The organism is Streptomyces sp. NPDC050997, from assembly GCF_040660135.1.
Classification (GTDB): Bacteria; Actinomycetota; Actinomycetes; order Streptomycetales; family Streptomycetaceae; genus Streptomyces.
This window is the reverse complement of the sequence record NZ_JBFAGK010000034.1, coordinates 41,658-63,494: the sequence shown is the minus strand read 5'-3', so window position 1 is coordinate 63,494 and position 21,837 is coordinate 41,658. Positions and strand designations below refer to the sequence as shown.

Here is a 21,837-nt window from a genome sequence, read left to right as displayed (position 1 = left end):
GTTACATTTCGAACCCGGAAGCTAAGCCTTACAGCGCCGATGGTACTGCAGGGGGGACCCTGTGGGAGAGTAGGACGCCGCCGAACAATTTTTGGAAGGACCCCTGGTCCCCAGCGTTCAGCTGGGGCCAGGGGTCCTTTTGTTTTTCCAGTGCGCGCCGGGTACCCGGCTGCGCGAGAATGACTTGCAGTACCGAAGACAGGAGTCACCCATGTCCACCAACTCTCCCGACGATCGACCGGAGCGCGACCAGCGGCGACGGGACAGTGGTGACCGTGGCGACCGCGGCGGCGACCGTGGTGGCGACCGCAGCGGTGACCGTGGTGGCGAGCGCGGCGGCTTCCGTCGCGACGACAACCGGGGCGGGTACGGCCGGCGGGATGATCGGCGTGAAGGCGATCGTGGACCGCGTCCGGCGTTCCGACCTGATGACCGTTCTGCGGGGCCGCGTCGTGATGACCGTTCTGCGGGGCCGCGTCGTGATGACCGTTCTGCGGGGCCGCGTCGTGATGACCGTTCTGCGGGGCCTCGGCGTGATGACCGTTCTGCGGGGCCTCGGCGTGATGACCGTTCTGCGGGGCCTCGGCGTGATGACCGTTCTGCAGGGCCTCGGCGTGATGACCGTTCTGCAGGGCCGCGTCGTGATGACCGTTCCGCGGGGCCGCGTCGTGATGACCGTTCCGCGGGGCCGCGTCGTGATGACCGTTCCGCGGGGCCGCGTCGTGATGACCGTTCCGCAGGGCCCCGTCGTGACGATCGCCCCGCAGGACCCCGGCGTGACGACCGTGACCACGGTCCCCGTCGTGATGGAGACCGTCCGACCTTCCGCCGCGATGACCGTGGGGAGCGCAGGGACGACGACCGCGGTGGATTCCGCCGCGACGACAACCGTGCTGGTTATGGGCGTCGTGATGACCGCCGTGATGATCGTCGGAGTGACGACCGTGGTGGCGATCGCGGTGGTTTCCGGCGTGACGACCGTCGAGACGACCGCCGTAGTGACGGTGACCGTGGTGGTTTCCGTCGTGACGACCGAGACCGGGACCGTGGGGTCCGGAGTGACGACCGGGGCGGCGACCGGGGTGGTTTCCGCCGTGACGATCGTGACCGTGACCGCGGTGGCGACCGTCGCGATGATCGTGGTGGCGAGCGCGGTGGCTTCCGTCGCGATGACAACCGCGGTGAAGGGGGCGGATTCCGGGGTCGGGACGACCGTGATGCCCGTGGGCCCCGCAGGGACGACCGAGGTGACCGCCAAGGGGGCTTCCGTGGACGCGATGACCGGCGCGGTGGCGGTAGCTTCCGTGACGAGCGTGACCGGGACCGGGAGCCGATCAGGCGGCTGCCGATCCCCGAGGACGTCACAGGTGACGAGATCGACAAGGACGTACGGCAGGAGCTGCAGAGCCTGCCGAAGGGGCTCGCCGAGGACGTCGCCAAGAACCTGGTGATGGTGGCCCGGCTCATCGACGAGGACCCCCAGGGTGCCTACGACTACTCCAAGGTGGCCCTGCGGCTCGCCTCGCGGGTTGCCGCCGTACGCGAGGCGGCCGGGTTCGCGGCGTACGCGAACCAGAAGTACAGCGAGGCGCTCGCCGAGTTCCGGGCAGCGCGACGGATGACCGGCAGCGTGGACCTGTGGCCCGTCATGGCCGACTGCGAGCGTGGGCTCGGGCGGCCGGAGAAGGCGCTGGACATGGCCGGTGCCCCCGAGGTGCGCAAGCTCGACAAGCCCGGACAGGTGGAGATGCGGCTCGTCGCGGCCGGCGCCCGGCGGGACATGGGGCAGTTGGACGCGGCGATCGTGACGCTGCAGAGCCCCGAGCTGGCCTCCCACTCCGTACAGCCGTGGACCGCGCGGCTGCGGTACGCGTATGCCGACGCCCTGCTTGCCGCCGAGCGGCAGGACGAGGCGCGGGAGTGGTTCGCCAAGGCCATTGAGGCCGACAAGGACGGCAGCACGGACGCCTCGGACCGGCTTGCCGAGCTGGACGGTGTCGAATTCGTCGACGCCTTCGACGAGACCGAGGTCGAGCCCGAGACCGAGCCTGAGATCGAGACCGAGCCCGAGACCGAGCCTGAGACCGAGGCCGAGGCCGAGGCCGAGCCCGAGCCCGAGACCGAGCCCGAAGCCGAGACCGAGACCGAGCCCGAGGTCGAAGCGGAGGTCGAGCCCGAGCCCTCGCACGACGTCGAGCTCCAGGAACCCTCCGTGGAGAAGGCCGAGGACGGCGACAAGGACTGACGCCTTGTGTGAAGGGCGGGATCCCGGGCCGGGGTCCCGCCCTTTCGGCTGTCCGGGCGGCTAGCGGTCCAGCGCGCGCAGCACCAGGCCCGACGCCGGCTTCGGCCCGAACGACGTCGACTTACGGGGCATCGTGACACCTTGGCGGGCCAGGTCGCGGACGACCTCCTCGCGGACCGGGTGCATCAGGACGGCCGTACCGCTGTCACGCTCGGCCTTCTCGACCGTGGCCGCCGTGTCGTGGATGTAGGTGATGCGGGCGGGGTCGTCCTCGGGGATGTGCCAGACGTGGTCGAGGAGAGTGGCGTGCAGGACCGTCGCGTCGAGGGTGCGCCAGGCGGCGGGATGCTCGGCGGGGACCGTGCGGGACAGCAGGTTCGGATCCGGGCGGTCGATCAGATGGAAGGCACCGTCACCGGCCAGCAGGAACGCGTTGCCCTCGCGGGCCGCGTCCGCCAGGCTCTCCAGCCCCTGCGCCAAGGGGACTTCGAGGCGGCGTACGCGGAACAGGCCGTCCAGGGCGGTCACCGCGTCCGCGACGGGCAGGCCGTGCAGGAGGCGGTGGATGGCGCGGACGCGCAGGGGGTAGCGGGCCGTGTCGACGAGGAGGACCAGGCCGTAGTCCCAGGGGCTGGGGGAGGGATGCTCCGCGCGTAGACGCCGATAGGTGGCCCAGCGGTGGTGGCCGTCGGCGATGAGGGCCTGATGGCGGGCCAGGTCGGACTGGACGCGGTCCACGTCGGCCGGATCGGTGACCGACCACAGGCGGTGGCTGTAGCCGTCCTCCGTGGTCGTCGCGAGAAGCGGGGGCTGTTCGGCGAGCCGCTCGACGACCTCGGTGGTGGCGGACGCGGCGCCGTCGCCGCGGTAGGTCAGGAGCAGTGGCTCCAGGTTCGCGGAGGTGGCGCGCATGAGGGCGGCGCGGTCGGCGACGACATGCGGTATGACGTCCTCGTGGGGCAGGACCACGCCCTCCGACGGTTCGGACAGGCGCAGGGCGCCGATGACGCCGCGCTGGAGCAGGCCGGCGCCGTCGCGCTGTTCGTAGACGTACAGGCCCGGTTGGGAGTCGGTGGTCAGGACTCCCTCGGACAGCCAGCGGCGCAGGGTGCGCGCCGCCTGTGCGTTGCGTTCGGCGGGAGTCGTGGCCTGGGGGAGGATCAGCCGGACGATGTTGTGCGGGTCGGCGGACTGCAGGTGGTGCACTCCGTCGGGACGTACGACGACGTCGTACGGAGGAGACGTCACGGCGGCCAGGTTGCCGACCCGGTCGGGGTCGTAGCGCAGGCCTCGGAACGGGGTGAGTTCCAGGCCTCGGGGCGCCGTTGCTTCCGAGTGACCTGCTGAGTTCATCCCGGCATCGTACGTGTGTCAGTGGCATGCGGGATGATCGGGGGAAAGCCGTCGAACGAGGAGCGATGCGGAATGAGCCAGCGTGTCAGGACGAGGCCCGAGGGCAGTGGGCGGGCCCTGAGCGAGGCGTACGACACGGCGCTGCTCGATCTGGACGGGGTGGTGTACGCGGGCGGGAACGCGATCGCGTACGCCGTCGAGTCGCTGGCGACCGCGCGTGAGGGCGGGATGCGGCTCGCGTATGTCACCAACAACGCGCTGCGCACGCCGGACACCGTGGCCGAGCACCTCACCGAGCTGGGCATACCGACGGGTTCGTCGGATGTCATCACCTCCGCGCAGGCGGTCGCACGGCTGATCGCCGAGCAGGTGCCGGCCGGTGCGCGCGTGCTCGTGATCGGCGGCGAGGGGCTGCGAGTGGCGCTGCGCGAGCGCGGCCTCGAGCCGGTGGAGTCGGCGGACGACGATCCGGTGGCGGTCGTGCAGGGATACGGCGGTCCCGACCTGAAGTGGAGTCGTTTCGCCGAGGCTTGCTACGCCATCGCGCGCGGGGTGCCGTGGTTCGCGTCCAACACCGACCTGACGATTCCGAGCGCGCGCGGGATCGCGCCGGGCAACGGCGCGGCGGTGGAGGTCGTACGGATCGCGACCGGGGCCGATCCGCAGGTGGCGGGCAAGCCGCTGCCGCCGATGCATCGTGAGACGATTCTGCGGACCGGCGCCGAGCGGCCGCTGGTGGTGGGGGACCGGCTGGACACGGACATCGAGGGGGCGTTCAACGGGGAGGTCGACTCGCTGCTCGTCCTGACCGGCGTCACGGACGGGCCGCAGCTGCTGGCCGCGCCGCCGCAGCACCGGCCGACGTATGTCGACGCCGATCTGCGGGGGTTGCTGACAGGGCAGCCGGAAGTCACCGGGGACGAGGAGGGCTTCAGGTGCGGCGGCTGGACGGCGAAGGCCGGGGCCAAGCAGGGGAGGCTGGAACTCGACGGTGACGGCGAGGCCTTGGACGGGCTGCGGGCGCTGTGCGCGGCGGCCTGGACGTCGGCCGGTGACGGTGTGTGCGAGCTGGACGGGGGGAAGGCGCTGGCACGGCTGGGCTTGTGAACCCATGACCCGAACCCATGACCCGAACCCATGACCCGAACCCATGACCCGAACCCATGACCCGAACCATCAACCGAACCCATGACCCCGTGAACATTCCTGTCCACCGGGATCGTGGCTGAATGCGAGGGTAGGCTAACCTAACTACGTGTTGGTCGACAGTCCCCCCGAACAGCGCGCGGAGACCGCCCCCGCGCCCCCGAACCGCAGGGCGATACGAGTCGTCGGATTGCTCGTCTCGGTCATGATGCTGGTGCTCGTCGCGGTGGCGAGCATCGCGATCGGCGCCAAGGCGCTCTCCGTGGGAGAGGTCTGGCACGGCCTGTTCGAGGATTCGGGGACGTACGCCGACGTCGTCGTCGCCGACCGGCTGTCGCGGACCGTGCTGGGCTTGCTCGTCGGCGCCGCGCTCGGGCTGTCCGGGGCGGTGCTGCAGGCGCTCACCCGCAATCCGCTGGCCGACCCCGGGCTGCTCGGCATCAACGCGGGGGCGTCCGCCGCGGTCGTCACCGCGATCTCGTTCCTCGGGGTCACCTCACTCAGCGGGTATGTGTGGTTCGCCTTCCTCGGAGCGGCCGCGGTCGGGGCCATGGTCTGGTTCCTGGGCGGCAGCCGGGGGGCCACGCCGGTGCGGCTCGCGCTGGCCGGCACCGCGATCAGCGCCGCGCTCTACGGCTATCTCCAGGCCGTGATGATCCTGGACAACGCGGCGCTGAACAGGATGCGCTTCTGGACCGTCGGTTCACTGTCCTCGGCGACCGACTCGACCATCGTGCAGGTGCTGCCGTTCCTGCTGGTCGGATCGGTCCTCGCGCTCGCCCTGGCGCGGCCGCTGAACGCCGTGGCCATGGGTGACGACACCGCCAAGGCGCTGGGCGCCAACCTGAACCGGACCCGGGCGCTGTCGATGCTCGCCGCGACCGTGCTGAGCGGGGCCGCGACCGCCGCCTGCGGGCCGATCGTGTTCGTGGGGCTGATGATCCCGCACGTCGTACGGTCCTTCACCGGACCCGACCTGCGCTGGATCCTGCCGTACGCGACCATCCTGTCGCCCGTGCTGCTGCTGGGCGCCGACGTCCTCGGCCGGATCGTCGCGCGCCCCGCGGAGGTGCAGGTCGGGATCGTCACCGCGCTCATCGGCGGTCCCGTGTTCATCTTTCTCGTACGTCGGCGGAGGCTGGCCCAGCTGTGAAGACCCCCCGTGCCCTCAGGACCCCCGGCGGTCTCTCGATCCGGCTGGACGTCCGTGCCGTCGTCGTCGTCGTACTCCTGTCGCTCGCCGCGCTGACCGCGAGTGTCGTGCTGATCGGCACCGGCGACTTCCCGATCCCGCCCGCCGACGTGCTCAGGTCGCTGGTCGGCAACGGCAACGCGGGCCAGGAGTTCATCATCAACGAGCTGCGGCTGCCGCGGGTCCTCGTCGGACTTCTGGTAGGTGCCTCGCTCGGAGGCGGGGGTGCGCTGTTCCAGGCCATCTCCCGCAATCCGCTGGGCAGTCCGGACGTGCTCGGGCTCGCACAGGGGTCGGCGGCCGGTGCGCTGATCGTGATCGTGCTGATGTCGGGAAGCGCGACCCAGGTCACCGTCGGGGCGCTCCTGGGTGGTCTGGTGACCGGGCTCGCCATCTATCTGCTCGCCTGGAAGCGGGGCGTGCACGGCTATCGACTGGTACTGGTCGGCATCGGTGTGTCCGCGATCCTCACGGCGTTCAACAGCTATCTGCTCACCCTGTCCGACCTCACCGACGCGACCCGTGCCGTGGTGTGGATGACCGGGTCGCTCGACGGCCGCGACTGGGACCAGGTCTGGCCGCTGCTCGCGCTGTGCGCCGTGTTCGTACCCCTCGTCCTCGGCAACGCGCGCGGGCTGCGGATGATGGAGATGGGCGACGACGTCTCGTACGCCCTCGGAGTGCGCGTCGAGCGGCTCCGGATGATGCTGCTCGTGGTCGCCGTCCTGCTCACCGCGACCGCCACGGCGGCGGCCGGGCCGATCAGCTTCGTGGCGCTCACCGCGCCGCAACTGGCCCGTCGGCTGACCCGCTCGCCCGGGCCGAACCTGCTGCCGTCCCTGTGCATGGGCGCCACCCTCCTGGTGACCGCCGACTGGCTCTCGCAGCGCGCGTTCGGAGCCGACCAACTGCCCGTCGGCGTGGTCACCGGTGTCCTCGGCGGGGTCTACCTGCTGTGGCTTCTGGTCATCGAGCGCAAGGCGGGCCGGATATGAGCGTCGACAGCAGCGCCGGCAACGGACTGAACAACCGAAGGAGCACTGTGAACCGCCTGTCCGCCGAGAGCGTGACCCTCGCCTACGACCAGCGGGTCATCACCGAACAGTTGTCGGTGGAGATACCCGACAACTCCTTCACCGTGATCGTCGGCCCGAACGCGTGCGGCAAGTCCACGCTGCTGCGGGCGCTGTCACGGATGCTCAAGCCGAGTCGGGGCCGGGTGCTCCTCGACGGGCAGGTCATCCAGTCGATGCCGGCGAAGAAGGTCGCCCGCACCCTGGGGCTGCTGCCGCAGTCGTCGATCGCGCCCGACGGGATCACCGTCGCCGACCTGGTCGGCCGCGGCCGCTATCCGCACCAGGGGATCCTGCGGCAGTGGTCGACCGAGGACGAGCGGGTCGTCCAGGAGTCGATGGCGCAGACCGGGGTCGCCGAACTCGCCGACCGCTATGTCGACGAGTTGTCAGGCGGCCAGCGCCAGCGCGTGTGGATCGCGATGGCGCTCGCCCAGCAGACGCCGTTGCTGCTGCTCGACGAGCCGACGACCTACCTGGACATCCAGCACCAGATCGACGTCCTCGACCTGTGCGCCGAACTGCACGAGGAGCAGGGCCGCACCCTGGTCGCCGTCCTGCACGACCTCAACCACGCCGCGCGGTACGCCACGCACCTGATCGCCCTGAAGAGCGGCGCGATCATCGCCGAGGGCGCGCCGAACGACATCGTCACCGCGGAACTGGTCGAGGAGGTCTTCGGACTGCGCTGCCAGGTCATCGACGACCCGGAGACGGGCACGCCGCTGGTGGTGCCGGCGGCGCGCAAGGCCCGGACAGACGCGGTGGCTACAGAAGCTTCCTGAGCCGGAACAGGTCCTTGAGGCCCGCCTCCAGCTTCACCCGGCCCGATCCCCAGGCCTTCGCGAAGTTCAGCTCGCCGTTCACCAGGGCCACCAGGTCGTCGCCCGCCATGGCGAGTCTGATCTGGGCCTTCTCCGGCGGCGACCCCTGGAGCGTGTCCGCCACCTCGATCCGGCCGTCGACGAGCCGGCCGACGAAGGTGACGTCCAGGTCGGTGATGTGGCAGCTCACCGAGCGGTCCAGGGCCGCCGCGGTGCGGACGTCCCCCTCGGTGGTCTGCAGGGTGTCCGAGAGCTTCTCGAGTGCGGCGCGGCACTCCTCGATCGTGGCCATCGAGATCGACGTTACCCCAGGGCTTCGCGGTAGCGTCTTGGCATGAGCGACTCTGTGCCCGAGGTCGAGGCCCGGGCGGAAGCGGAGGTTCCGGCGGTGGACGGACCGATCGGGTCGGACGTACCGGCTCCGACGGCCGTTCCTGACGTGCCCGAGGCACCTGACGTGCTCGGACGACCGGATGGGCCGGATGGACCGGACGGCCAGGCCGAACCGGACCACGACCCCGCCGCGCCCACCCCGCTGGACGTGCCCCGCACCCCCACCGGGAACGCCGAGGTGGACGCTCTGCTGGCTCGGCTCGGGGACACCGACCACCTCGCCACGGACGGACACGCCGAGGTGTACGAGGATGTACACCGGGGGCTGCGCGACGCGCTCACCGCGCTCGACGCCCGCCCGGGACCTCCGGTGCCCCCGCCGGACCGTCATCCGGGCACCGCCCCTCAACGAGGCCCTTCGGGCCACACCTTCTAGTCAGTACGAACAGCCAGTGCGAGTACCCAGTACGAACAGTCAGTACGAACAGCCAGTACGAACAGTCAGTACGAAAACAGGAGCTGAACCGAACGTGGCAGGAGTCGCACGTCGCCGTCTCGACGCGGAGTTGGTCCGCCGGAAGCTCGCGCGCTCGCGCGAGCACGCCGGGCAGCTGATCGCCGCCGGGCGGGTCACCGTCGGGAAGACCGTCGCGACCAAGTCCGCCACCCAGGTGGAGACCGCGGCGCCGATCGTGGTCTCGTCCGACGACAGCGACCCCGACTACGTGTCGCGCGGCGGTCACAAGCTCGCCGGCGCGCTCACGGCGTTCGTCCCGGAGGGGCTCGTCGTCGAGGGGCGGCGGGCGCTGGACGCCGGCGCGTCGACCGGTGGTTTCACGGATGTGCTGCTGCGGGCGGGAGCCGCGCACGTGGTCGCCGTGGACGTCGGATACGGACAACTCGCATGGTCTCTTCGGAGCGATGAACGCGTCACCGTCAAGGACCGTACGAACGTACGCGAGTTGACGCTCGAAGTGATTGATGGGGAACCAGTGGATCTTGTCGTGGGGGATCTGTCCTTCATCCCGCTCGGACTGGTACTGCCCGCCCTGGCGCGGTGCGTGAAGCCGGACTCCGACCTGGTGATGATGGTCAAGCCGCAGTTCGAGGTGGGGAAGGAGCGGCTGGGCAGTGGGGGAGTCGTACGGAGTCCGCAGCTGCGCGCCGAGGCCGTGCGCGCGGTGGCTGGGCGGGCCTGGGGACTGGGGCTCGGTGTGAAGGGTGTCACCGCCAGTCCGCTGCCCGGACCGTCCGGGAATGTCGAGTATTTTCTGTGGCTGCGGTCGGGTGCACCCGAACTGGACCCGGCCGACGTTGACCGTGCAGTAGCGGAGGGGCCGCGTTGAGCCAGAACCGAGCTCGTACTGTTTTCCTGCTCGCCCACACCGGGCGGCCCGCGGCGATCCGCAGCGCCGAACTGGTGGTGAAGGGGCTGCTGCGCGAGGGTATCGGCGTGCGCGTCCTGGAGTACGAGGCCGCCGACCTCCCGTTGCCCGAGGAGGTGGAGCTGGTCAAGGAGGCCACTCCGCAGTGCCTCGACGGGTGCGAGTTGTTGATCGTGCTCGGGGGTGACGGGACCTTGCTGCGTGGCGCCGAGTTCGCCCGGGCGTCCGGCGTGCCGATGCTCGGCGTCAACCTGGGCCGCGTGGGCTTCCTCGCGGAGGCCGAGCGGGACGACCTCGACAGGGTCGTCGAGCGGGTGGCGAGCAGGGCGTACGAGGTCGAGGAGCGGATGACCGTCGATGTCGTCGTGCATCGCAACGGGGACATCGTGCACACCGACTGGGCGCTGAACGAGGCGGCCGTGCAGAAGGTGTCCGCCGAGAAGCTGCTCGAAGTGGTGCTTGAGATCGACGGGCGGCCGGTCACCGGGTTCGGGTGCGACGGGATCGTGCTGTCCACTCCGACCGGGTCGACCGCGTATGCCTTCTCGGCGGGTGGGCCGGTGGTGTGGCCCGAGGTCGAGGCGTTGCTGATGGTGCCGATCAGTGCGCACGCGCTGTTCGCGAAGCCGTTGGTGACCTCGCCGGATTCCGTGCTGGCGGTGGAGGTGCTGCCTCACATTCCGCCGGGGGTCCTGTGGTGTGACGGGCGGCGGACTGTCGAGTTGCCGCCCGGGGCGCGGGTCGAGGTGCGGCGGGGGGCTGTGCCGGTGCGGTTGGCTCGGCTGCATCACGCTTCGTTCACCGACCGGCTTGTGGCGAAGTTCGCGTTGCCGGTTTCCGGGTGGCGGGGGGCGCCGCACTAGCCATCGATACGGCCCGCCCGCGCTCCTCGGGTACCTCCACTCGCCTGGGTGACAGGTGCCCGCTGTGCGCATTCGTTACCTGCACCTTCACATGTCAGGACCGGGGGCCGTCGCACTTCCCCTCTCCGACCTCGTAAGGTCGTGTCCGTGTTGGAGGAGATGCGGATACGGTCGCTCGGAGTCATCGACGACGCGGTGGTCGAGCTGTCGCCCGGCTTCACCGCCGTCACGGGTGAGACGGGCGCGGGCAAGACCATGGTCGTCACCAGCCTCGGGTTGTTGCTCGGTGGGCGTGCCGATGCGGCGCTCGTGCGGATCGGGGCGAAGAACGCTGTCGTCGAGGGGCGGATCAGTGTGTCCGCCGGCGACTCGGCCGTCGTGCGGGCCGAGGAGGCCGGGGCCGAGCTCGACGACGGGACGCTGCTGATCAGCCGTACCGTTTCCGCCGAGGGGCGGTCCCGGGCGCACCTGGGCGGGCGTTCCGTGCCGGTGGGGCTGCTCGCCGAGCTCGCCGACGACCTGGTGGCCGTGCACGGGCAGACCGACCAGCAGGGGCTGCTGAAGCTGTCCCGGCAGCGGCAGGCCCTCGACCGGTACGCGGGGGGTGCCGTAGCCGGGCCGCTGGCCAAGTACACCGAGGCCTATCGGCGGCTGCGGGCGGTGTCCGTCGAGCTGGAGGAGATCGTCACGCGCGGGCGTGAGCGGGCTCAGGAAGCCGACCTGCTGCGGTACGGGCTCGACGAGATCGCCGGGGTCGAACCGCGCGCCGGGGAGGACGTGGAGCTGGCGGAGGAGGCGGAGCGGCTCGGGCACGCCGAGGCGCTGTCGTCCGCCGCCACGGCCGCGCACGCCGCGCTCGCCGGCAACCCGGAGGATCCCGAGGGCATCGACGCGGCGACCTTCGTCGCGGGCGCGCAGCGGGCCCTGGACGCCGTAAGGTCGCACGACCCGTCGCTGGCCGCGCTCGCGGGCCGGATCGGGGAGATCGGGATCCTGCTGGGTGACGTCGCGGGGGAACTCGCCGGGTACGCCGACGACCTGGACGCCGATCCGCTGCGACTGTCGGCCGTCGAGGAGCGGCGGGCCGCGCTGACCGCGCTGACGCGGAAGTACGGCGAGGACGTCGCCTCGGTGCTGGCGTGGGCCGAGCACAGCGCCGCGCGCCTCACCGAACTGGACGGCGACGACGAGCGCACCGAGGAGCTGACCGCCGAACGGGACGCCCTGCGGGCCGAACTGGGCGGGCTGGCACAGGCGTTGACCGACGCGCGGACGGAGGCCGCCGAGCGGTTCGCGGCCGCCGTGACCGCCGAGCTGGCCTCGCTGGCCATGCCGCACGCGCGCGTGTCCTTCGACATCCGGCAGACCGAGGACCCGGAGGGCGTCGAGGTCGGCGGGCGTGCGGTCGCGTACGGGCCGGCCGGTGCCGACGAGGTCGAGCTGCTGCTGGCCCCGCATCCGGGGGCGCCGCCCCGGCCCATCGCCAAGGGCGCGTCCGGGGGTGAACTCTCCCGTGTGATGCTGGCGGTGGAGGTGGTCTTCGCGGGGAACGAGCCGGTGCCGACCTATCTCTTCGACGAGGTCGACGCGGGAGTCGGCGGCAAGGCCGCGGTGGAGATCGGGCGACGGCTGGCCCGGCTCGCGAAGACCGCGCAGGTGGTGGTCGTGACGCACCTGCCGCAGGTCGCAGCTTTCGCCGACCGGCAGTTGCTGGTGGAGAAGACCAACGACGGCTCGGTCACCAGGTCCGGAGTGAAGGTCCTGGAGGGGGAGGAGCGGGTCCGGGAGCTGTCCCGGATGCTCGCCGGCCAGGAGAACTCGGAGACGGCCCGGGCCCACGCGGAGGAGCTGCTGGCCACGGCCAGGGCGGATGGTTAGACCCACAGGGTGAGCGAGGTGGCGCGTTCGGCGGCCCGGGAGGTGACGGGGCGCCAGGTCTAAGACGCTGCCCCACACGTGCGTCCCCCTGGGTGAACAGTGCGGGCACGTGTGTGCGGAATCATGTCCTCCCTCACTCGTGTGGGTGACTCGGGTCGCCGTGCTGCCGGGGCGTACGACCGGCGGCGTTCCCGGAACACTCGTACGTACTGGCATCCTTGGATCAGAACGCAGTACGCGTAGGAAGCGCGCGGTACATCCCCCTCCGCCCGGCACCTTCTGTACGTTTCCTCGTGACCGCCCGACGCCGAACCAGGAGCCCCGGCCACGTGACCCCCGTGAGCAGCCACTCACCGCCCGGCCAGTCGCCGCTGCGCACCGTGCAGGTGCTCGGCGGAGGCAACGCCGGCAGCAGCGCGCATGTGCGCTCCCTGGCCTCCGGGCTGGTGGCGCGGGGCGTGCGGGTCACGGTGTGCGCCCCCGTCGAGGCCGATCGCGCCTACGACTTCAGCGGCGCCGGCGCCGAACACGTGCACGTGCCGCGCAGCAGCGACCCCGGGTCCGTGGCCGCGCTGCGGCAGGCGTGCACCAACGCGGACCTGGTGCACGCGCACGGACTGCACGCCTCCTTCCGCGCCGTCCTCGCGCTCAGCGGACGGCACACCCCGCTCATCGTCACCTGGCACGACCGCGCGTACGCCGAGGGCGCGCGCGCCCACTTCCTGCGGCTGCTGGAGCGACGGGTGGTGAAGACGGCCACCGTGGTGCTCGGCACCACCTCCACCCTCGTGGACCGGGCACGCCGTACCGGAGCACGGGACGCGCGGCTCGCCGCTGTGGCGCTGCCCGGTCCGCGCGAGACCGTCGAACCGGAGGACCCCGACCGGCCTCGGGCCAAGGTCCGGGCCGAACTCGGCGCCATCGGGCGCCCGTTGCTGATGGCCGTCGGCTCCCTCGACCGTCATCGGGGTTACGACACGCTGCTGGACGCCGCGCGCGCGTGGCGCCGCCTCGACCCCGTGCCGCTGGTGGTGATCGCGGGAGAGGGGCCGTCGCGCGCCGAGTTGCAGCGGCGGATCGAGAGCGAGGGGCTGCCGGTCCGGCTCCTCGGACGGCGGGAGGACATCGCCGAGTTGCTCGCCGTCGCCGACCTCGCTCTGCTGCCCAGCAGCGGGGAGTCGCGGTCCGTCCTCGCCCAGGAAGCGCTCCACGCGCGCGTGCCGCTCGTCGCCACCGACTCCGGCGCCGTCCCGGAACTCGTGGGCGACGCGGCCGAACTGGTCCCGCCCGGGAACTCCGAGGCGTTCGCCGACACCGTCGTACGCCTCCTCGGCGACCCCGAGCGTCAGGAGTCGCTCCGGGACAAGGGCACCCGGCAGGCGGCCACCTGGCCGTCCGAGGACGAGACCGTCGCCCAAGTCCTCAGCGTCTACGACGAGTTGACCCAGATCAGGCCGTTCATCTAATGCCTTGACTACGGCAGGAGCCGGCGCGCGCGCAGGGCCAGGCTCAACGCCAGTACCGTCTGCGGATCGTCGAGGTCGGTCCCCAGCAACTCCCCGATCCGCGCCAGCCGGTTGTACAACGTCTGCCGGTTGAGGTGGAGTTCGCGGGCCGTCTCCGCCTTGCGTCCCGCGTGCGCCAGAAACGTCTCCAGGGTGGGCAGCAACGGCGGCTTGGAGCGGTGGTCGTGGTCCCGGACGGGGCCGATCGCACGGTCCACGAAGGCCGCCAGGTCCGGGTGGTCGCGCAGCCGCCACAGCAGCAGGTCGATGTCCAGGCGACGGGCGTCGTACCAGAGACGGTCCGACAGGCCCTGGGCCGCCGTCGCCGTCTCCGCCGCGTGCCTGAGACCCGCCGAGGCCGCCGCCCAGCCGCCCGCCACCCCGACGACCACCACCGGCGGCTGCGCCCCCGGCCGCTGCATCCCGGCCCGCTCCACACCCGCCCGCAGCGCCGCCGCGACCCGGTCCGCGACGGCCGACCTCTCCGACTCCGAACGCAGGCCCAGCAGCAGCGGGACACGGCCCTCGACCGGTCGTACGCCCAGCAGGACCGGCACCCCCACGGACGCCAGCTCCTCCGCGACCGCGCGCGCCAGGACCGCCCAGCCTCCGCCCGGTGACAGGGCGTCCCCGAGCCGCATCACCACGGGCAGCAGCGGGCCGGTACCCGGTTTGAAGCCAAGGACGCGCGCCTGCGCGGGTGCGTCCTCCGCCGCGACCCGGCCCTCGGCGAGGTCGGTCAGGAAATCCCCGCGCCCCCGCGCCGCCAACTCCTCCTCCTGGCGGGCCTGCATCAGGACCACGGCCAGGATGCCCGCGGCTCGCTCGGCGGCCATGCGGTGCACGGGCGCGAGCGGCGCGCGTACGGGCAGCAGGACGAGGCGGGCCCGCACCGCCCCCGACCCCGGCCCGCCACCCGGCACGTCCACCAGGACCGAGCCGGCCGGCGGGGTGTCCTGGTGCTGGCCGCGCAGCCCCTCCCACACCTGGAGCGGATCCGCGCCCTCGGGTCCGGCCCCGGCCGCGAACAGGAGTCGGCCGTCCGGTGTCTCCAGGAACACCGGGTTGCCGACGAAGTCGGCCAGGATGCCGAGGACCTGCGGTATCCCGCCACCGCCCAACAGGGCCTCGGTGCAGCGGCGGTGCACCTCCTCCGCCCGCTGGAGCAGGGCGTAGTGGCCGTTGATGATCTCGGTGTGGATCTCCTCGGTGACCGTGACGAACGGCACCTCGCGATGCAGTTGGACCAGCGGCAGACCGGCCGCGCGTGCCGTGTCGACCAGCGCCGAGGGCAGGCGGGTGAAGCGCGGGCCGAGTTCCACGACGAGGGCCGCGATGCCGCGCTCGGCGAGCGTGCGCACGAACACGCGCTGGTCGGACGGGCGGGTTCCGAGGCCGTAGCCCGTGGTCAGCAGCAGTTCGCCGCCCTTGAGCAGCGAGGCGATGTGGGGCACCTCACCCGCGTGCACCCAGCGGACGGTCCGGTGCAGCCGGTCGGCGCCCGCGAGGACCTCGGGCAGGCCGCTGCGCAGGCCCGGCAGCTCCAGGGCGCGCTGGACGGTGATCCCGGCCTCCCGGGTCTCGAATGGGTGGTCCGTGCGGCTGTCCATGTGACGGACGCTACCCGCGCACTCGTTGCGGTGACATGTCAGGGCGGCCACGGGGGCGAGCGGACACTGACGGCTGTCCCGCCCGCGCGAGGACGCCGAAGACTCTCAGGCCGGCCTGATGTTGTGGTTGAAGCGGAAGACGTTGTCGGGGTCGTACCGCCGCTTCACCTCCGCCAGCCGCCGACCGTTCTCGGCGCCCACGCCGGCCACCACCCGGTCGCCGCCCTCGTCGCCGATGAAGTTGAGATAGACCGCGCCGGTGCTCCACGGCCGGACGTCGGCGCGGACGTCCCGGACCCACTGGACGCATCGCTCGTCGTCCGCGGGGTCCTCCCAGAGCCCGAAGGGGTGCACACCCCACGGCGCGTCCCGGTAGGGCACGGGATATTCGTGCGGGCCGGCGCCGATCGCGCCGCCCTGCGGGAACAGCGCGTGCATGGTGCCGGTCGGCACGGGCAGGGCCTCCCCCCGGGCACAGAAGGCGGCCACGAAGTCGTCGGGCGCGCCCGTCAGGTACTCCGCCGACCAGTAGTTCCGCATTCCGGGCGGATCGTCGATCATGCACTGGACGTCGGCGTAGGGCATCGCCCCGACGACCTCCGACTCGTGCGGCAGCGCCAGCAGCGGCTCGGCCAGCTTGCGCATGTCCGCCTCGGATCCGGCGTACGTCAGCAGCATCCCGCACAGCAGCGTGCCGACCAGGTGCGGCGGTACGAACTCCTCGGGCGGGCCGGTGAGGTAGATGATGGCGCCGCTCGCCTCGTCAGGACCGGCCGTGATCACGTCGCGGTAGGTACGCACGACCTCGGGACCGTGCTCCGGGAGGTACAGCAGCAGCGCGATGGAGAACTCGGGCAGTTCGTGCAGCTTCAGGGTCATCGCGGTCGCGACGCCGAAGTTGCCGCCGCCGCCGTGCAGCGCCCAGAACAGGTCCGGGTTCTCGTCGGCGCTCGCGTGGAGCCGTCTGCCGTCGGCTGTGACCAGTTCCACGCCCAGGAGATTGTCGACGGCCAGTCCGCAGGACCGGTCCAGCCAGCCGGTGCCGCCACCCAGGACGAAGCCTCCGACGCCGGTCGTAGACGCCCGGCCGCCGGTGGTGGCCAGACCGTGGGGCTGGGTGGCCCGGTCCATGTCGCTCATCGTGGCGCCGCCCGCGACCCGTACCGCCTCGGCCGCTGGGTCGACGGTGACAGCCCTCATATGACGTAGGTCGATCACCACCGCGCCGTCGCCCAGCGCCATGCCCGCCACGCTGTGCCCGCCGCCGCGCACCGCGATCGGCAGATCGAGATCCCGGGCGAAGCGCACCGTGCGCACCACATCGGTCTCGTCCACACACTGCGCGATCACGGCGGGTCGCCGGTCGATCATGGCGTTGAAGACGGCCCGGGTGTCGTCGTACCCCGGATTGTCCGGGGCGATCACGTCGCCGACGAGATCCTCGCGCAACGCGGTGAGAGCCGCGCCCGCCTTCGAGGGGGAAGCCATGGTCGCTCCCTTCCGAGAAGGGGCAATTGTCTGCTTCCAGCCTAGGCGGGCACGGCCCGGAGGGCTCGCTCAGCCGCCGTACGCCCCCGACGCCGTCAGACGCAGCGCCGTGTCGATGAGGGGCACGTGGCTGAAGGCCTGCGGGAAGTTGCCGACCTGGCGTTGCAGGCGCGGGTCCCACTCCTCGGCCAGGAGGCCGAGGTCGTTGCGCAGGGACAGGAGCTTCTCGAACAGCTTGCGGGCCTCGTCCACACGGCCGATCATCGCGAGGTCGTCCGCCATCCAGAACGAGCAGGCGAGGAAGGCTCCTTCGTCGCCGGGCAGGCCGTCGACGCCCTCGTTGCCGCCCGAGGTCGGGTAGCGCAGGATGAAGCCGTCCGAGGTGGACAGCTCCCGCTGGATCGCCTCGATCGTGCCGATCACGCGCTTGTCGTCCGGAGGCAGGAAGCCCATCTGCGGAATCAGCAGCAGCGAGGCGTCCAACTCCTTCGAGCCGTACGACTGCGTGAAGGTGTTGCGCTCCTTGTCGTAGCCCCGCTCGCACACGTCCCGGTGGATGTCGTCGCGCAGTTCACGCCACTTCTCCAGCGGGCCGTCCGCGTCCCCGGACTCGATCAGCTTGATCGTGCGGTCGACGGCGACCCAGGCCATCACCTTGGAGTGCACGAAGTGGCGGCGCGGGCCGCGCACCTCCCAGATGCCCTCGTCCGGCTCGTCCCAGTGCTGCTCCAGGTACCGGATCAGCTTCAGCTGGAGCAGCGAGGCGTAGTCGTTGCGGGCCAGGCCCGTCATATGGGCCAGGTGCAGGGCCTCGGTGACCTCGCCGTACACGTCCAGCTGGAGCTGGTGCGCGGCGCCGTTGCCGACCCGGACCGGCCCGGAGCTCTCGTAGCCCGGCAGCCAGTCCAGCTCGGCCTCGCCCAACTCGCGCTCGCCCGCGATGCCGTACATGATCTGCAGGTTCTCCGGGTCGCCCGCGACGGCCCGCAGCAGCCACTCGCGCCAGGCGCGGGCCTCCTCGCGGTAGCCGGTGCGCAGCAGCGAGGAGAGGGTGATGGCCGCGTCCCGCAGCCAGGTGTAGCGGTAGTCCCAGTTGCGGACACCGCCGATCTCCTCCGGCAGGGACGTGGTGGGCGCGGCGACGATGCCGCCCGTCGGGCCGTATGTCAGCGCCTTCAGCGTGATCAGCGAGCGGATCACGGCCTCACGGTAGGGGCCGTGGTACGTGCAGTGCTCGACCCAGTCGCGCCAGAAGTCCTCGGTCGCCTCCAGCGACTGCTCCGGCTCCGGCAGCGGCGGCGGCTGCTTGTGCGAGGGCTCCCAGGAGATGGTGAACGCGATCCGGTCACCGGGGGCGACCGTGAAGTCCGCGTACGTCGTCAATGACTTTCCGTACGTCTCGGCCTCTGTGTCGAACCACACGGAGTCCGGGCCGGCGACGGCCACCGTACGGCCCTCGTGCTTGTGCACCCACGGCACGATCCGGCCGTAGGAGAAACGCATCCGGAGCGCTGAGCGCATCGGGACCCGGCCCGAGACCCCCTCCACGATCCTGATCAGCTGCGGAGCGCCGTCACGCGGAGGCATGAAGTCGATCACCCGGACCGTGCCGCGTGGGGTGTCCCACTCGGATTCCAGGATCAGGGAGTCGCCGCGGTAGCTGCGCCGGGCCGCGGTGGGCGGCTCGGCGCCGGACGGGTGCGCCGGGCCGATCCGCCAGAAGCCGTGTTCCTCCGTGCCGAGCAGCCCGGCGAAGATGGCGTGTGAGTCGAAGCGGGGCAGGCACAGCCAGTCCACCGTGCCGTCCCGGCAGACCAGGGCAGCGGTCTGCATGTCTCCGATGAGTGCGTAATCTTCGATGCGCCCGGCCACGTGCAACTCCAGTCGAACGGCCACGTCACCCCCCGGAACAGGGGGCTGTCGCTGGTGCGGTCAAGGGGGTTTTTGTAATCCGTCGTTGAGCGGTGAATCAAAACAGTCGTGCCGCTGTGAGGCAAAACGACAACTGTTGCTCAACGAACTGACGAGCTCTCGTTGTTCCGGTGGTTACGGGCGGGGGTGGTGCCGTGTTGCCGGCCGGGCTCTGCAGCGAGTGTCCGAGCAGGATACGACGCACGTAGATGATCTGCGTGCCGCCCCGGGCAACGCGGGTGAGCCGAACGGGTGGGCAAGGGGTGAGGAACGCGCGACTGCGTGCGGGTCTGTGGCGATCTGTGCGCGGAGCGTGGCCGGAAGCCACCTCCTCCGGTCGCTGATACCCTGGTAGCCCGTGGACCGGTGGGCACGAAACCCCCGAACCGCAGCGACGGCGCCCCCGGAGAGCCTCCGGTTCGGCAGCCGCACCGCACCCCCAGACCGCGACCACGGGAGCCCCGTCTTGGCCATGCCGCCCAAATCCACGACGACCAAGCACATCTTCGTCACCGGGGGTGTCGCCTCCTCGCTCGGCAAGGGCCTGACGGCCTCCAGCCTCGGCATGCTGCTCAAGGCGCGGGGCCTGCGCGTCGTGATGCAGAAGCTCGACCCGTACCTGAACGTCGACCCGGGCACGATGAACCCCTTCCAGCACGGTGAGGTGTTCGTCACCAACGACGGCGCCGAGACCGACCTGGACATCGGCCACTACGAGCGTTTCCTCGACCGTGACCTGGACGGCTCCGCCAACGTCACCACCGGCCAGGTGTACAACACCGTGATCGCCAAGGAGCGGCGCGGCGAGTACCTCGGCGACACGGTCCAGGTCATCCCGCACATCACCAACGAGATCAAGCACCGCATCCGCCGTATGGCGACCGACGAGGTCGACGTCGTGATCACGGAGGTCGGCGGCACGGTCGGCGACATCGAGTCGCTGCCGTTCCTGGAGACGGTCCGCCAGGTCCGGCACGAGGTCGGCCGTGACAACGTCTTCGTCGTCCACATCTCGCTCCTGCCGTACATCGGTCCCTCGGGTGAGCTGAAGACGAAGCCGACCCAGCACTCGGTTGCGGCCCTCAGGAACATCGGTATCCAGCCAGACGCGATCGTGCTGCGCTCCGACCGCGAGGTGCCGGCCGCGATCAAGCGCAAGATCTCGCTGATGTGCGACGTCGACGAGGACGCCGTGGTCGCCTGTCCCGACGCCCGCTCGATCTACGACATCCCGAAGACCGTGCACGGCGAGGGCCTGGACGCCTACGTCGTCCGCAAGCTGGACCTGCCGTTCCGTGATGTGGACTGGCGGACCTGGGACGACCTGCTCGACCGTGTGCACAACCCCGACCACGAGATCACCCTCGCCCTGGTCGGCAAGTACATCGACCTGCCCGACGCCTACCTCTCGGTCACCGAGGCGCTGCGCGCGGGCGGCTTCGCCAACAAGGCCCGCGTGAAGATCAAGTGGGTCACCTCGGACGACTGCAAGACCCCGGCCGGCGCCGCGGAACAGCTTGCGGACGTGGACGGTGTCTGCATCCCCGGCGGCTTCGGCGACCGCGGTGTGCTCGGCAAGGTCGGCGCCATCCGCTACGCCCGCGAGCACAAGATCCCGCTGCTCGGCCTGTGCCTGGGTCTCCAGTGCATCGTGATCGAGGCCGCGCGCAGCCTCGCCGACATCCCGGACGCCAACTCCACCGAGTTCGACGCGGCCACCTCGCACCCGGTCATCTCCACCATGGCCGAGCAGCTCGACATCGTCGCCGGTGAGGGCGACATGGGCGGCACGATGCGGCTGGGCATGTATCCGGCCAAGCTCGCCGAGGGTTCGATCGTGCGTGAGGTGTACGACGGCAAGGAGTACGTCGAGGAGCGCCACCGGCACCGCTACGAGGTGAACAACGCCTACCGCGCGGAGCTGGAGAAGAAGGCGGGCATCCTGTTCTCCGGCACCTCGCCGGACGGCAAGCTCGTCGAGTACGTCGAGTACCCGCGTGAGGTCCACCCCTACCTGGTCGCCACCCAGGCGCACCCGGAGCTGCGCTCGCGTCCGACGCGTCCGCACCCGCTGTTCGCCGGACTCGTGAAGGCCTCTGTCGAGCGGCAGAATTCGAAGTAACACACCAGTTGTACGGTGGCCGGGGTGCAATCCTTCAAAAGGTGAGCACCCCGGCTGCTTTTTCTCACGTGGCCGCTGTGCGTCAGATGGCTGCCGGCCGCTGTACATCGCGTGGCTTCCGTACGTCTGGAAGGACAGGGCATGACGATCAAGGACACCCCCGAGGAGTGGCGGATCCGATCGACGGAGACCCCCTTCGTGGGCAACAAGACCTCCGTTCGCACGGACGAGGTGGTCATGCCCGACGGCTCGGTGGTCGGCCGTGACTACCAGGTCCATCCCGGTTCGGTGGCCGTTCTCGCCCTCGACGACGAGGACCGGGTCCTGCTCATCAAGCAGTACCGCCACCCGGTGCGGCGAAAGCTGTGGGAGATCCCGGCCGGCCTGCTGGACGTGCCCGGCGAGAACCCGCTGCACGCCGCCCAGCGCGAGCTGTACGAGGAGGCGCACGTCAAGGCCGAGGACTGGCGGGTGCTGACCGACGTCTACACCACGCCCGGCGGCTGTGACGAAGCCGTACGGATCTTCCTCGCCCGCGACCTGTCCGAGGCCGACGGGGACCGCTTCGAGGTGGAGGACGAGGAGGCCGACATGGAGCACGCGCGCGTGCCGGTCGACGAACTGGTCCGGGGTGTCCTCGAGGGGGACCTGCACAACAACTGCCTCGTGGTGGGCGTGCTCTCCCTGGTCGCCGCGCGGGGCGGCTACGGGCTCGACGCGCTGCGCCCGGCGGATGCGCCGTGGCCCGCGCGTCCCTTCGACTCCTGAACGCCCGCACCTCATTCCGGAACCTTCACACCTCCCACCCGGTGTGACCATCGGCTGATCCGATCGAGGGATGTGTCCGCCGCGCTCCGCCCGGAACGTAGCAGAGCGTGAACTAGGCTCTGGAAACGCCCGAACCGGAGT

General features: G+C 71.0%; 17 protein-coding genes, 1 rRNA gene and 1 pseudogene. 14 read left to right on the top strand and 5 right to left on the bottom strand.

Annotated features, from left to right (window positions below):
- The 3 genes and pseudogenes from rrf to AB0H86_RS41830 form a co-directional block, all read left to right on the top strand.
- Positions 1-86: ribosomal RNA gene (gene rrf / locus AB0H86_RS41840) — 5S ribosomal RNA — on the top strand; the annotation flags it as partial.
- Positions 87-211: 125 nt separating this feature from the next.
- Positions 212-1,327 (top strand): annotated as a pseudogene (locus tag AB0H86_RS41835) (hypothetical protein); the annotation flags it as partial.
- 15 nt (positions 1,328-1,342) lie between these two features.
- Complete coding sequence (locus AB0H86_RS41830; RefSeq protein WP_362451196.1) at positions 1,343-2,245, top strand: hypothetical protein; 903 nt, start codon at positions 1,343-1,345, stop codon at positions 2,243-2,245.
- Positions 2,246-2,305: 60 nt separating this feature from the next.
- Here AB0H86_RS41830 and AB0H86_RS41825 read toward each other — a convergent pair whose 3' ends face one another.
- Positions 2,306-3,598 (bottom strand): DUF1015 domain-containing protein, encoded by a 1,293-nt coding sequence (locus AB0H86_RS41825; RefSeq protein WP_362451184.1) that lies wholly within the window; start codon positions 3,596-3,598, stop codon positions 2,306-2,308.
- Positions 3,599-3,670: 72 nt separating this feature from the next.
- On the opposite strand from AB0H86_RS41825, the gene AB0H86_RS41820 reads away from it, so the two are divergent.
- The 4 genes from AB0H86_RS41820 to AB0H86_RS41805 all read left to right on the top strand — a co-directional run bounded on the left by AB0H86_RS41820 (position 3,671) and on the right by AB0H86_RS41805 (position 7,794).
- A complete protein-coding gene (locus tag AB0H86_RS41820; RefSeq protein ID WP_362451182.1) occupies positions 3,671-4,705 on the top strand; it encodes an HAD hydrolase-like protein in 1,035 nt (344 codons plus the stop codon).
- 148 nt (positions 4,706-4,853) lie between these two features.
- Positions 4,854-5,897, top strand: coding sequence for an iron chelate uptake ABC transporter family permease subunit (locus tag AB0H86_RS41815; protein WP_362451180.1), 1,044 nt, complete (start codon positions 4,854-4,856; stop codon positions 5,895-5,897).
- Positions 5,894-6,931 (top strand): iron chelate uptake ABC transporter family permease subunit, encoded by a 1,038-nt coding sequence (locus tag AB0H86_RS41810; protein WP_362451178.1) that lies wholly within the window; start codon positions 5,894-5,896, stop codon positions 6,929-6,931. The genes AB0H86_RS41815 and AB0H86_RS41810 overlap by 4 nt, the downstream gene beginning before the upstream one ends.
- Positions 6,928-7,794 (top strand): ABC transporter ATP-binding protein, encoded by an 867-nt coding sequence (locus AB0H86_RS41805; RefSeq protein WP_362451176.1) that lies wholly within the window; start codon positions 6,928-6,930, stop codon positions 7,792-7,794. The genes AB0H86_RS41810 and AB0H86_RS41805 overlap by 4 nt, the downstream gene beginning before the upstream one ends.
- Here AB0H86_RS41805 and AB0H86_RS41800 read toward each other — a convergent pair.
- Positions 7,778-8,125 (bottom strand): SCP2 sterol-binding domain-containing protein, encoded by a 348-nt coding sequence (locus AB0H86_RS41800; protein ID WP_362451173.1) that lies wholly within the window; start codon positions 8,123-8,125, stop codon positions 7,778-7,780. The genes AB0H86_RS41805 and AB0H86_RS41800 overlap by 17 nt on opposite strands.
- A 165-nt stretch (positions 8,126-8,290) precedes the next feature.
- Between AB0H86_RS41800 and AB0H86_RS41795 the strand changes: the two genes are divergently transcribed.
- From AB0H86_RS41795 to AB0H86_RS41775, 5 genes are all read left to right on the top strand, one after another.
- Positions 8,291-8,602 (top strand): hypothetical protein, encoded by a 312-nt coding sequence (locus tag AB0H86_RS41795; protein ID WP_362451194.1) that lies wholly within the window; start codon positions 8,291-8,293, stop codon positions 8,600-8,602.
- Positions 8,603-8,696: 94 nt separating this feature from the next.
- Positions 8,697-9,512 carry a TlyA family RNA methyltransferase gene (locus AB0H86_RS41790; protein WP_362451171.1) on the top strand — a complete coding sequence of 272 codons (816 nt, stop codon included), beginning with the start codon at positions 8,697-8,699 and terminating at the stop codon, positions 9,510-9,512.
- A complete protein-coding gene (locus tag AB0H86_RS41785) occupies positions 9,509-10,414 on the top strand; it encodes an NAD kinase (protein WP_362451169.1) in 906 nt (301 codons plus the stop codon). Before AB0H86_RS41790 ends, AB0H86_RS41785 begins: the two co-directional genes overlap by 4 nt.
- Before the next feature lie 159 nt (positions 10,415-10,573).
- Positions 10,574-12,292 (top strand): DNA repair protein RecN, encoded by a 1,719-nt coding sequence (gene recN / locus AB0H86_RS41780; protein WP_362451192.1) that lies wholly within the window; start codon positions 10,574-10,576, stop codon positions 12,290-12,292.
- A gap of 329 nt (positions 12,293-12,621) precedes the next feature.
- On the top strand, positions 12,622-13,758 hold the full coding sequence (locus tag AB0H86_RS41775) for a glycosyltransferase family 4 protein (RefSeq protein WP_362451167.1): 1,137 nt from the start codon (positions 12,622-12,624) through the stop codon (positions 13,756-13,758).
- 8 nt (positions 13,759-13,766) lie between these two features.
- On the opposite strand, the gene AB0H86_RS41770 is transcribed toward AB0H86_RS41775, so the two are convergent.
- The 3 genes from AB0H86_RS41770 to AB0H86_RS41760 all read right to left on the bottom strand — a co-directional run bounded on the left by AB0H86_RS41770 (position 13,767) and on the right by AB0H86_RS41760 (position 18,767).
- Positions 13,767-15,407, bottom strand: a complete 1,641-nt coding sequence (locus tag AB0H86_RS41770; RefSeq protein WP_362451165.1) for a PucR family transcriptional regulator — start codon at positions 15,405-15,407, stop codon at positions 13,767-13,769.
- 105 nt (positions 15,408-15,512) lie between these two features.
- A complete protein-coding gene (locus AB0H86_RS41765) occupies positions 15,513-16,895 on the bottom strand; it encodes an FAD-binding oxidoreductase (RefSeq protein WP_362451163.1) in 1,383 nt (460 codons plus the stop codon).
- A gap of 69 nt (positions 16,896-16,964) precedes the next feature.
- Positions 16,965-18,767 carry a glycoside hydrolase family 15 protein gene (locus AB0H86_RS41760; RefSeq protein ID WP_362451190.1) on the bottom strand — a complete coding sequence of 601 codons (1,803 nt, stop codon included), beginning with the start codon at positions 18,765-18,767 and terminating at the stop codon, positions 16,965-16,967.
- A 511-nt stretch (positions 18,768-19,278) separates the two neighbouring features.
- Between AB0H86_RS41760 and AB0H86_RS41755 the strand changes: the two genes are divergently transcribed.
- Positions 19,279-20,928 carry a CTP synthase gene (locus AB0H86_RS41755; protein WP_362451161.1) on the top strand — a complete coding sequence of 550 codons (1,650 nt, stop codon included), beginning with the start codon at positions 19,279-19,281 and terminating at the stop codon, positions 20,926-20,928.
- Positions 20,929-21,069: 141 nt separating this feature from the next.
- Positions 21,070-21,696 carry an NUDIX hydrolase gene (locus tag AB0H86_RS41750; RefSeq protein ID WP_362451158.1) on the top strand — a complete coding sequence of 209 codons (627 nt, stop codon included), beginning with the start codon at positions 21,070-21,072 and terminating at the stop codon, positions 21,694-21,696.
- Positions 21,697-21,837 lie beyond the last annotated feature (141 nt).